The sequence below is a fragment of the Actinomycetota bacterium genome (assembly GCA_018830725.1).
Taxonomy (GTDB): Bacteria; Actinomycetota; Humimicrobiia; order JAHJRV01; family JAHJRV01; genus JAHJRV01.
In genome coordinates, this window is record JAHJRV010000051.1 from 1 (window position 1) to 12,495 (window position 12,495).

9 protein-coding genes are annotated in these 12,495 nt (G+C 31.7%); 5 read left to right on the forward strand and 4 right to left on the reverse strand.

Going from position 1 to position 12,495, the window contains the following annotated elements; genetic code table 11:
* The first annotated feature begins 298 nt into the window (after positions 1 to 298).
* Complete coding sequence (locus KKC53_02610; GenBank protein MBU2598060.1) at positions 299 to 2,089, forward strand: DUF1957 domain-containing protein; 1,791 nt, start codon at positions 299 to 301, stop codon at positions 2,087 to 2,089.
* Between the two features lie 26 nt (positions 2,090 to 2,115).
* Positions 2,116 to 3,537, forward strand: coding sequence for an LCP family protein (locus KKC53_02615; GenBank protein MBU2598061.1), 1,422 nt, complete (start codon positions 2,116 to 2,118; stop codon positions 3,535 to 3,537).
* A gap of 11 nt (positions 3,538 to 3,548) precedes the next feature.
* Here KKC53_02615 and KKC53_02620 read toward each other — a convergent pair whose 3' ends face one another.
* The 3 genes from KKC53_02620 to KKC53_02630 form a co-directional block, all read right to left on the reverse strand.
* Positions 3,549 to 5,768 carry a PBP1A family penicillin-binding protein gene (locus tag KKC53_02620; GenBank protein ID MBU2598062.1) on the reverse strand — a complete coding sequence of 740 codons (2,220 nt, stop codon included), beginning with the start codon at positions 5,766 to 5,768 and terminating at the stop codon, positions 3,549 to 3,551.
* A 324-nt stretch (positions 5,769 to 6,092) separates the two neighbouring features.
* Positions 6,093 to 6,272: a hypothetical protein gene (locus KKC53_02625; GenBank protein MBU2598063.1), complete on the reverse strand. Its 180-nt coding sequence runs from the start codon at positions 6,270 to 6,272 to the stop codon at positions 6,093 to 6,095.
* Between the two features lie 3 nt (positions 6,273 to 6,275).
* Complete coding sequence (locus KKC53_02630) at positions 6,276 to 6,839, reverse strand: nucleotidyltransferase domain-containing protein (GenBank protein MBU2598064.1); 564 nt, start codon at positions 6,837 to 6,839, stop codon at positions 6,276 to 6,278.
* A gap of 449 nt (positions 6,840 to 7,288) precedes the next feature.
* On the opposite strand from KKC53_02630, the gene KKC53_02635 reads away from it, so the two are divergent.
* The gene (locus KKC53_02635) at positions 7,289 to 7,579 is read left to right on the forward strand and encodes a hypothetical protein (GenBank protein ID MBU2598065.1); all 291 of its coding nucleotides are present in this window, start codon (positions 7,289 to 7,291) and stop codon (positions 7,577 to 7,579) included.
* Between the two features lie 96 nt (positions 7,580 to 7,675).
* On the opposite strand, the gene KKC53_02640 is transcribed toward KKC53_02635, so the two are convergent.
* Positions 7,676 to 9,670 carry a methyltransferase domain-containing protein gene (locus KKC53_02640; protein ID MBU2598066.1) on the reverse strand — a complete coding sequence of 665 codons (1,995 nt, stop codon included), beginning with the start codon at positions 9,668 to 9,670 and terminating at the stop codon, positions 7,676 to 7,678.
* 585 nt (positions 9,671 to 10,255) lie between these two features.
* Between KKC53_02640 and KKC53_02645 the strand changes: the two genes are divergently transcribed.
* On the forward strand, positions 10,256 to 11,035 hold the full coding sequence (locus tag KKC53_02645) for a septal ring lytic transglycosylase RlpA family protein (GenBank protein ID MBU2598067.1): 780 nt from the start codon (positions 10,256 to 10,258) through the stop codon (positions 11,033 to 11,035).
* An 86-nt stretch (positions 11,036 to 11,121) separates the two neighbouring features.
* Positions 11,122 to 12,453: an alkaline phosphatase family protein gene (locus tag KKC53_02650; GenBank protein MBU2598068.1), complete on the forward strand. Its 1,332-nt coding sequence runs from the start codon at positions 11,122 to 11,124 to the stop codon at positions 12,451 to 12,453.
* The last annotated feature ends 42 nt before the right edge of the window (positions 12,454 to 12,495 follow it).

Consider the following 12,495-nt stretch of genomic DNA (forward strand, 5'->3'; position numbering starts at 1 on the left):
TTTAATAATGCAAAATCAATAGTTAGAATTTTTTTTAAAGTTATTAGTGTAAATTATAAAGAGGAGCTTTTCTGTCCAGGTGTTGATGATAAAGGTGAGATATTAAAACATCCAGAATTTTTAAAGAAAGCATTCGAATTAGGTGAAAAAATAACCTCTATTTAAAAAATATTAAAATATTTTAGGGTATGATTGTTAAAAGAATAAAATGTAAAAAATAACAAAAATCACTTAAATTACTTTCAAATTTTGCCATAATTTTATATACTATTATTTTTAATAAACAAGAGGAGTAAAAGTGAAAACAGATAAAACTATAGGTTCTTTTTCTTTTATATTTCATAGTCATTTACCTTATGTAAGGAAAGCAGGAGTTTGGCCCTTTGGTGAAGAGTGGCTTCATGAGGCATTAAGCGAAACATATATACCACTTCTTGATGTTTTTTATAACCTGATAGATGAGGGGATAAAACCACAAGCTACAGTTGGAATTACTCCAATATTAGCTGAGCAATTAAATGATCCTTACCTCTCTGAGAAATTTCAGAAATATATGGAGATTAAAATTAGAAAATGTGAGGAAGATATTGAAAGAAACTCATCCAATCCTAAATTAAGAGACTTGGCAATATTTTATCTGGATTTCTTTAATGAAATCCTTTCTTCATATAAAAATAGATACAATAGTGATGTAATTGGTGCATTTAAGAAATTACAAGACGAAGGTTTCATTGAGATAATAACCTGTGCTGCAACTCATGGTTATTTACCATTACTTGGGAGAGATAGTGCAGTTAATGCTCAGATAAAAGTTGGGATTGAAAGCTATAAACGTCTTTTTAGAAGAGAACCAAAAGGAATCTGGCTTCCCGAATGTGCCTATAGACATGGATATGAATGGATTCCACCTGTTGAAGGTGAATATGCACAGAAAGGTTATAGACCTGGTATAGAGAAATTTTTAATTGAAAATAACATCAAATATTTCATTGTAGATGCTCATACAATTGAAGGTGGAAAAACTATGGGTGTTTATACTCTTCGCTTTCCAGCACTTCAAAAACTTTATCAGCAATCAGTAAGAGAATATAAAGATATTGAGGTGGATGAGCCAAAAACTACATTTTCACCTTATCTTTTAAAACACAATGAAGATTTTATAGCTATAGTAGGAAGAAACGAAAAAGCTGGACTTCAAGTATGGTCAGGAGATCGGGGATATCCAGGAGATGGTTGGTATAGAGAATTTCACAAAAAAGACTCAATAAGTGGTCTTCAATACTGGAGAGTAACTGGAGGTGATGTTGATTTAGGTTCAAAAGTGTTATATGAACCTGATATGGTGGCAGGGAGAGTACAAGAGAATTCTGATCATTTTGTTCATATGATTTATTCATTATTAAAAGATTTTAAGGATAAAACTGGAAAAAATGGAATAGTAGCTGCTCCATATGATTCTGAATTGTTTGGTCACTGGTGGTTTGAAGGTCCTAAATGGATAAAACAGGTATTAAAGAAAATGGCCAAAATGGAGGAATTGGATTTAACCACAATTAGTGATCACTTAGAAAAATTCACCCCAGAGATTACTATTAGAATTCCCGAAAGTTCATGGGGTGAAGGTGGTCACCACTGGGTTTGGCTAAATCAAGATACATACTGGATATGGCCTCACATTTATGAATCAGAAAAAAAGATGGAGGATTTAGCAAAAAAATATAAAGACACGGATGATGACTTTATAAAGAGAGTATTAAACCAAGCTGCGAGAGAACTTTTGTTGTTAGAAAGCAGTGATTGGCCATTTTTAATAACTACATGGCAGGCAAGAGATTATGCATCTAATAGATTTAGTGAGCACCTTGATAACTTTAACAATTTAATAAATGCAGTGGAAAAGGCTGGTGCAGTGGAAAAGGCTGGTGCAGTGGAAAAGACCAGTGCTGTGGAAGAGACTAGTGCAGTGGAAGAGACTAGTGCAGTGGAATATAGAAAAAAAGATAAAGAATTTAGAAAATATTTAGAATCTATTGAGGAAAAAGATAAAATATTTCCCAATATCGACTTCACAATATACGCCAAATATTAATAATTATATTTTTTGAAGAGGAGATGATGAAGAAAATAACTGTTTGTTTACTAATTATAATTTGTTTATTAATTACAACTTGTAGATCTAAACCTGAAGTTGTAGAAACAGAAGAGGAGACCACTCCTCCTGAGGAGATTGTGGAGACTACTGAAGAGGAGATTATTGAGAAAGGCATTTATATAAGTAATAATTTATCAGGCGAAACATTTTCTATAAAAATTCCAGAAAATTGGAGCATGCAGGAATATCCAGAAAAAAGTATTGTTCAATTTAACCCTCCTTTAGAAGAGATGAAAGAAAATGATTCTATTTATACAATTTTTGCTGGAGCATTTGAGAGTTTTCCACCAACAGATTTTTCTAATATAAATGTTCCTAATTTTTTAAAGAATGTTTGGTTTTCACTTGAAAGTGAAAGTCCTCAATCATCAAATCTGGGGAATCTAGAAGCAGAAAAGTATGAAAGAAGCTACAAACATTTGATGCCAATAAAAGAAAGTGTGGTTGAAGGTGAAGATGAAACTAAGATGGAGAAAACAGCATTAGAAGGTGGAATTATTACTGAGCAAGATCAGTATATATATGTAGTAAGTTACTATTATGTAGGAAATAATTCCCAGGAATTTGAAAATCTTGTGAAACAAGTAGCAGACTCATTTGAATTTGCTATGGAGGGAGAACCAAAAATTGATCAAACTACAATTTCCGAAAAAGGCTTAAATATTTTATTAATCGGAAGAGATGCCAGACCAAATGAAAGAAGTGTTTGGTGTAGAAGTGATATAAATATTATTCTTCATATAAATTTAGATGATGGAAGCACTGCTCTTATATCCATACCCAGAGATACAAGAGTTAATATATCTGGGCATGGATATAATAAGATAAATGCAGCTTACGCTCTGGGTGGTTCAGAACTTGCCATTGAGACTTTTGAAAATTTTACTGAATTAGAAATTGATTACTATATTTCAACAGATTTTTATGGATTTGAAAGCCTAATAGATAAACTCGGAGGAGTGACAGTAGAAGTAGATAAAAGATTGGTAGATCCATTTTCTGGAGTAGACCTTTATCCAGGAGTTCAAACTTTAAATGGTTCACAAGCATTGGCTTATTCAAGATGTAGAAAAGGACCATGTGGTGGAGATTGGGGCAGGATGGACAGGCAGAGACAGATGTTAATTAGTTTAGCTAAAAAGTTTCAAGTAATAGAGACATGGATTCAACTCCCAGCATTGATTAACATGGTTTTGGAAAACAGACTAATAGAAACAGATATAAAATTAATTGATTTAATAAAATTTTCTCACTTGTTTTTTAAAATTAATACAAAAGAAGTTGAAAATTTCTATATTCCAACAAGCTCTGCAACAATAGATGGTGTTTATTACCTAATTGCAGATGAAGACACCATAAAAGACATATTCTCCAAATATAAGTAGAAAATTACATTTTAACTACTAACGTATAGTTTAATTGGGGTTTCAAATCCAGGGAATTCGCCTTCTTTTGGTTCCTGATCAAATACTGTACCTTTTTTAACACCAGCTTTTCCAGTTTGAACAACTTCAATATTTTTATAACCCATCTCTTCTAATTTCCTGATAGCATCATCTCTTCTCATTCCAACAAAGCTTGGGAAAGGATTTATAGAATCAAAGAGATCATCCATTCTATCTGGCTCATCACCAATACGAAAACTCTGCATCTTTATCAAATCAGGCGGACAGTTTGGTCCAGCTGGTAATCCTGACATTGTGCAAACAGTGACTGGAAATGTGGGATCACTGGGAAAGGTAAAATCTGTTACAGGTATGTCTTTTAAAGCCTCCTGCATAAAAGATTTCCAGATCATTGCTGGATATGTTCCACCCTGAACAAGTAATCCCCTTAATCTTTCCATTCTTATATTCTCTTCAGGATGTCCAACCCATACAGCAGTTGACATGTCAGGTGTATAACCAACAAACCAGGCATCCCAGTGTTCTTGAGTAGTTCCGGTTTTTCCAGCAGCAGGTCTTCCAATATTTGCTCTTACACCAGTACCTCTTTGAATTACCTGTTCTAATATCTTTGTTAGTCTATATGCATTGGCTTCTCTTAATACTCTAATTCCCTCTTCAGGTTCATGTTCATATATAATCTGGTCATTTGGATCTAAGATCTTAGTTATTGGAACTGGCTTTATATATATTCCATTATTTGCTAAAGTTGCAAAAGCTGCAGACATATCAAGGGGAGATACACCCTGTCCACCTAATGCAATAGATGGATAAGGTTCAAGTGTAGTAGTTATTCCCATATCCATAGCAGTACGTGCAACTTCTCCAGGTCCAACATCCATAATTAGTTGTGCATAAACTACATTTACTGATCTTATAATTCCCTCTAAAATTATCATCTTTGTTTCTTCAAATTCTGCTTTTCCATAATTTTCAACTTCCCAATCTGCAGCACCAGGATTCTCCAAAACTATAGGTCCATTTGGAGGATATGCTATATAAGGTGATATTCCATTTTCCAGTGCAGCGGCTAAAACAAATACCTTAAAGGTTGAGCCAGTTTGTCTATTTTTCTGAACAGCTATATTGAACTGACTCTTCTTAAAATCCTCACCACCAACCATGGCTTTTATATAACCAGTTGCAGGCTCAACTGATATTAATGCTGCAGTAGGGTCATCTTCTTCATATAAATGTTCCTTTATAGCTTCCTCAGCCAATTTCTGTAAATTGGGATCAACAGTTGTATAGACTTTTAAGCCTCCATTAAATGTTTTAGTAACACCATACTCTTCTATTAATATTTGTTTTACATAATCAATAAAAAATAGTGCAAAATCTCTTTCACGACGTTTTTGGGAAATAACCAATAGAGGTTTTTTTCTTGTTATTTCTAACTGAGTTTTATTTATGTAATTAAGTTCATACATTTTATTGAGAACACTGTTTCTTCTTTCTAAAGCTTCTCGATAATTTGTATAAGGTGAATATCCCCCTGGATTTCTTGTTACCCCAGCTAAAAAAGCAGCTTCATTTAAATTTAAATCTTTTGCACTTTTCCCAAAATAATTTTTAGCTGCAGTTTCAATACCATATGAGCCTTCCCCATAATAGACAGTGTTTAAAAAAAGCTCTAATATTTCATCTTTTGAGAATCTTTGTTCAAGCTGGTAGGCTAAGTATGCCTCCTTTAACTTATTTAAATAGGTTCTCTCCAGTGATATATATGAACAACCTATATATGATTGTGTGATAGTACTACCACCTTCAACTATTTTTCCTTCAATTATATTCATCAATAAGGCTCTTATAATAGCTTCTATATCAAATCCTGGATGTTCATAAAATCTCTCATCCTCCCTTGCAATTGTTGCATTGATTACATATCGAGAAATTTCATTTAAAGGTACAATTTTTCTATCTTCCTCAGCATGGAGATAAGCTAAAAGCGATCCATCTGAAGCATATATTTCAGTAGTAAGTGGTTGCTCCCGTGGAGTTAATTCATCTATATGTGGAAGATCAGTACTGATTTTACCTATCACATATATTGAGAAAATTAGTGAGAATATAACAAATATTGAAGTAATGAATAAAAAGAACCCCAATATTTTTATAATCTTTGCTCTTTTTTTCCTTATTTTCTTATTTTTATTTCTGGCTATAGACAAATGGTTTCCTCTTGTTATATTTTAAAAATTTTCCAAATATTTTAAAACTATAAATAATATTTTAGATGATAAAGAAAATTTAAGACAATTACAATTTAAAAATTATATCTTATCTAGCAATAATTTTGTAGGGAATTTTATGTCTTAATAATTTCGTAATTTGCTGTCAATGCAAAATAAAAATGTCCTATTTCTTGCAAAAAGAAAGTATTCGCTTTTGGCTTCAATTTTAGTAAAAGAGGACATTTTTACATTAAAATAAGAAGACATTATCATTTTGCTACTACAGAATTAAAAAGAATAATAATATCTATAAAGAAATAGTTAAAGTTTCACTTGCTTTTCAACAGAAATATAGACTTCTTTCGCCACTTCAATTGAAGTTTCAGCTTCTTCTTGAGAAGCAATTGTCTCTAATCCATATAAAACTGTATGTCTGAATCTTCTATAAACATCTACATTATTTACTATTTCTGAGAGCTGTGGGTATAAAACAATCTTCAATCCTCATGGCAACTCACTTCCAGTTAACAGAATATAATTACTCATGATTTCTTGATGAAAAGTTGTATTTTCCCTTTTCATCCTCCGCCATTTTGTTAGATTAAACACTTCTAAGCTCACTTCTCTATTTAGATATCTTTCCATGTCCTGGACCAGAGGTAAAAAATATTTCTTGGATTTTGAGGTGATGATTAGCAGATCAATGTCGCTTCTCTCATCATATTCTCCCGTGGTGTAACTTCCATAAAGAGCTAAGGAAATTAAATTTTCATCCTGGTTTTTGAATTTTTCTTCTATTTTCCAATTTTCTATAACAGCCAAAAAATGAGCCACTTTTAGAAATTTTATGAAAGGTAGATTATTGTTCAAATAGTAATAATGAGCTTTACCCTTTTCCTCTTTGAATAGAATTTTAACTTCTGCCAATGATTTTAGGGCTTGATTTGTTCCTGAAGGACTAATTTTAAGTTCTCTTGATAATTGCTTAACATAAATAGAGGTACTAGGATGTTCCAAAAAATAATTTAAGACTTTCCACAATACTGTTTCTTTAAATAAATTTAACATTTTATCCCCCCCCCTTTTAAAAGTACCATCGTTCTTTTTGAAGTACTATCGTATATTATATAGAACGATCCTAAAATGTCAATAAAAAAATAGGTAATTATAAAACATAGTTGCACTTAGTACATTGAGAATTTGCTGATAGTAAGGTATATTTTGGTCATGAAACAATATCAGAGTTACTATTACGTAAAAATGTTAATTTTTCGAAGAATAAATAAAATATTTAAAAATTTAATAAATATGTGTGTTAAAATGATGTTGTCCAGCAGCGGATAAAACGAAGATTAAAAATTTTCTCAAATTGTCTTCAGTAACATCTTTTATCCGCATACCGCTATAAAGAAAAAAAAATTTGCTACTGAAGTGCCAAGTGTTTCAATTGAAAATTTATCAAAATGAAATTATGATGGAAGATAATTAATATTTATTATAAGAGGGAGGTTATCAAAATGCCAAAGACTAAAGCAGGAAAATGGTCAGTTGGATTGATTATCGCTTTCCTTTTGTTATTCGCGACGTCTCAACTTCTTCCCGCTGCTTTCGGTCAAAGGGGTCCCGTATTAGATCTGGTGTTTGTTGTCGCGGTTATTACTGCGGGAATTTCAGGCGTGGCTGCTTTTTTTACCGGGTTAATTAGCATTATTAAGAGCAAGGAGCGGTCTTTTCTTGTTTTCATAGCCACCGCAATAGGCCTTTTCGTTCTGATTTTCGTGCTTGGTGAATTTCTAGTTACACATTAGAAACCCGTAAGTCAACTGAAGATGAGGACCGGGAAGTAGTAATCAAAAAGAAACTCTCTCTTTTTGATGTATAGAAATATGCTAAATTTAATTACATCATGGTGTGACTATTCTAACATTACCAGACACAGCTTTGCCGATGTGTTCAGAATCCCTTTCTACATTTATAGTGTGAATCCCCAAACGTTGTTCTGCTACTTTTAAGATTGCTCCTAACATTTCAACATAAGACATCTTTGCAAATTTTGCCATTTTTGCAAAGTGTCCATCCCAGCACCATCCTGGATTCGGATTTACCTCAAGAAGTCGAGGATTGCCTTTAGCATCCAACCTCCAATCAAACCTGCAGTAATCCCTGCCCTCTAACCTCTCAAATAGCTTCAAACACCATTCTATAATAATTTTCTTCGTATCCTCAGTAAGTTCTGCTGGAATGGATTTGATATTCCAATAAGGCGACTCCGGAAGCCACTTGGCCTCGTACCCACAGATTCTGGGAAGTCCATCTGGAAGCATTGAATAATCCTCCTCAATAATAGGCAAAACTTTGTAAGATTCAGGAGGATTTCCTAATATTCCTACACTTAGGTCTTTCCCAGTAAGAAATTCTTCTACAAGAATTGATTTATCATACCCAAATTTCTCTCTGATTTCTAAAATAGCATTAGCAAGTTCTTCTATGTTGTTTGAGACACTTCTTTGGGTTATCCCAAAGCTGGAATCACCGAAGTTGGGTTTAACAATAACAGGAAAGGCAAAAGAGAGCTCAAAAGCTATATCTTCTGCTTTTATAAAAAAGGCTTCAGGCACAGGAATTTTCATCTCTTTTGCAATTCCACGCACAAGTGATTTATCATAACAGAAAGCCAGACATTGAGGACCGGAACCGGTATAGGGGAGATTGAGCATTTCAAGCAAACCTGGTATGTGAAGCTCTTTTCTGGCATCATTGTAATGCCCCTCATCACACAAGTTAAAAATAATGTCAATTTTCCCCTTCAATTTTATCAAATCCTGGATTAGAGTATCATGATTATCAAGATACTGAAAATTGTAGGCCTCCAGTTCCCTTAATGCTGATTTTAACTGGTCTATAGTGTAAAAATCGTCATCATCAAAGATTGAGAAAGGCTTAAATGGATCTGGCTTGGTCGGATCTCCTAAGACTACTACAACATTCTTTACCTCTTCCTTTAGTCTCTTTTTAATAGGTGTCCATTCTTTTCTTACAACAGCAGTGAAAATCAAGTGCCTTTCCATCATGCCTAAATCCTGATTTCGTTGGGAATCTGCTGAAAATTCGCCATGAAAATTAATATCACTGAACCCAGCTGTTTTTAAAGGTTGAGGAAGGGATTCCTTTGAGTAAAGTCTTTCTGCGTAGAATTGATCTGCTATCACTCCTTTTTCCACATGAGTAATAACCTCCCTTGATATCAGACGCTGCTCATCATGAGAAAGGCTTCGTTCTCTACAAACAAAAAGCTTCTTGTCTATCCATTCCCAAGAGCGCGGTTGAAAACTTTCTTTTAAATATCCGCCATCAGCCACATCAATGAGAAGCATTCCCCAGGGTTTTAAAACTCTAAACACTTCCTTCAATACTCTTAGGTCATCCTCCATGGTCTCAAAATACCCAAAGCTATTCCCCAATATCATAACAACATCAAAGGTATCAGGTGGGTATGGGAGTTTTCGGGCATCACCCTCTCTGAATCGAATATCTAAACCTTCTTTTTCTGCCCGGGCTTTAGCCTTTTGAATTAAATAATGAGAACGATCCAATCCTTCAATACATTTAAACCCTCTTCTTACCAATTCCAGAGAATGCCTCCCTTGTCCACAACACAAATCCAAAATTTTATCTTCTTGAGAGAGTTTTAGAGTTGCCGAGAATAAATCAACTTCTTGACTTGTTATGTTTTTGTCTTCCACTACATCCCCATCTGTTTTCAGATATAAGGAACTAAAAATATACTTCCACCAATTCGGAGGAACATACTCCTCAAGATTTGACACAGGACCTAATACTCTTAGTTTTTTTCTCTTGCAACTACGCAAGTGTTTATTCTTGGATGTGTTTACATCCATAGTTTTTCTCCTCTTTAACTTAAAATAACTTTCTTTTTTGTTTCCATGAATGATGATTTTTTAGTCAATCCAAACTCTTTTTGCTTTATTCGTTCCTCTTGTTAGTAAGTATTTATAGCACAATTAAATCTTATAGTCAAGAGAAAGAAATATACTTTGAACAGGTGAAAATACAGTATATAAAATATAATTAATAATGACATTATATAAATGCTTAAATTAAAACATTTTTTAAAATAGCAAGGGGTAAACTTTCTTTCAATATTTGCGAAGGAGTCTATCTTTTTTTGATCTTTTCTTAAAGTTTTCTTTCTATTTTTTGTCTTTTCGCAATTATTTCTAAATTTGTTGATTTTTTTTAAATTTTCTGTTATGTTAATAAAGTTTACTTTTAGGTTAATTTTTTAGTAAAATAAGTAAAATATTTAAAATTTTAATAAATATTTTTGAATTTTATAATAGAGTTAAAATCCATTCTAAGAAAAGTTAATAATAATCAAAGTATAATAAATTAATTTTTAGATTCATTAATTTTAGAGTCTAAGGAGTAAGTATTAAATGTAAAAAGTGGAGGTAAAAGTTAATATGGAATCGCATATAGAATCGCATATATATGCAACATCTAAAATAGAATCGTATATATATGCAACATCTAAAATAACAATTTGTTTATTGTTACAATTTCTTATCCTTCTTTTTTGTCTAACCTTAACCCTCAGTTTAACCCAAAATAAAAACTCTTCATTTTCAAGTCAAATTATCCCCGATGAAATCTCCAGTTCAAAATATGATAATTTATTGTCTGTTGATAATTATAAAAATGTATCTATTAATAACTATCAAATATATAAAGAGGTAGACAGAATTGAGGGAAAAAATCACAATTTATATATAGAAGAATACAATTACTATGTTGCAAATAATAATCTATATTCAGAAATACATAATATAGACAATGTAGAATTTAAAGAAGCACTAGCTTATAAGGAAAAAAGTAACTCTATAAATAAAGGAAGAATTGCAGACAATGGAGTAGAAAATAGCTCAAATCTAAGAACTGCTCGAGCAAGCTGGTATGGACCAAGATTCTATGGTAAAAGAACAGCTAATGGTGAGCTTTTTACTAAAAGTATTGTTTCATTTGCTCACAAAACCCTCCCATTTGAGACGGAAGTTAAGTTCTATTACAATGGTAAAACAGTTATTGCGCATTGCAATGATAGAGGTCCATATAAAAATAGAGCAGAGTTTGATCTTTCATATAAAACAGCAAAGATATTGGGATTTAGTGGTGTTAAAACTATAGAATATGAAATATTAGATGACTCAAATGATCAAAATAGAACATCTTTTGCCAATTTATAATTATCCAAAATAAGAAATTTTACGATTTCTGTTTAAAAAAAATGTTGTATAACCCTTTATTGGAAGAGATGGTATAATCTTTTATTATGAAAGCCAAAACACTTATCATTTTATTAGATGGGGTATCAAGTAAAGACTTTTTTAAACTCTATAATTCAGGTGAATTACCAAATATAAAATCATTTTTTGATGGTGGCTTTGTAATAAAAAATTTAGTATCAACATTTCCTACAGAATCACAAACATGTTATCCTCTTATATTTTATGGCATAAAACTTTCAGAGACAGAAGAAATTGCCCAGATGTGGTATGACAGAATAAAACGGCAATTCATATATTTATGGGATTTCTTTCCAATTTTTCGCTTACATATGAAAAAAGAAAAGCATAAAAGTGTTTTTAAAGGTTATGGGAAAGCTCTTACAGTTGGGCTAAAAGAGACAAAAGATGCTGGAGCTTATATACCTCCATTTCATGTAATATGCGGTCTATCTTTATCAAAATTAGGAATTTTAGTTGATACAGTAGTTATTAAGAACACACCATATCTCTTTAATCGTTACGACAGTATAATATTTTCAATTTTTTCCTGTGATCACTTACTACATAGTTATGGATTTAAAGGTCTTTTAACATCACTAAAAAATCTTGATAAAAATTTAGGTTATATAATCAACAACAAAAAATTAAAAGATAAACTAAATATATTTATTTTCTCAGACCATGGTAACTCTGTATTAAAGGGTAAATTTGAAATACAAAAAGTCTTAAAAGAAAATGGATATCATCTTACAAGATATTTGAATGAAAAAAAGGATGTAGCGTTAGTAAGTAACTTATTAAATTATGCATTTTTATATACAAAGGATAATCCAGAGAATATCTTAAAAATATTTAGCACATATCACCAAATAGGAGTTGTTGCATATAAAAATAAAAAAGATAATTCAGTAATTATTTCAAATACTAACGGAAGAGCAAAAATATTTAAAGATAATGAAAAAATTTGCTATTTATGTGAAGAGGGTGATCCCTTAGAATATAAAAACTACTTTAAAGAAGAAAATTTCACTGATATAAAATTAACGAAAGATGAGTGGATTGAAAAAACTTTAGACAGTAGATTTCCTTATGCAGTAGTAAGATTATATGAAGTATTTGAAAATAAGAACTGTGGTGATATTGCAATAAGCTTTGATAATGGCTATTGTCCTAATTTTTCATTCACATTTAACGGAAGATTAAAATTCACATCAAAATGGCCAACATTTTATTATAACCACGGAGGTTTAGAAAGAGATCAGATTTTAAGCTTTCTTATTGCAAATGGAGAACATGTAAAAAGCAAGAAATTAAAATTTGCAAAATTAGAAGACTTATACTCTATTTTTAAAAACTATTTCGAGGATATTAAATAGGACAAAATTTCATCAAGAGCATATAAAAGCAGTACATATAAA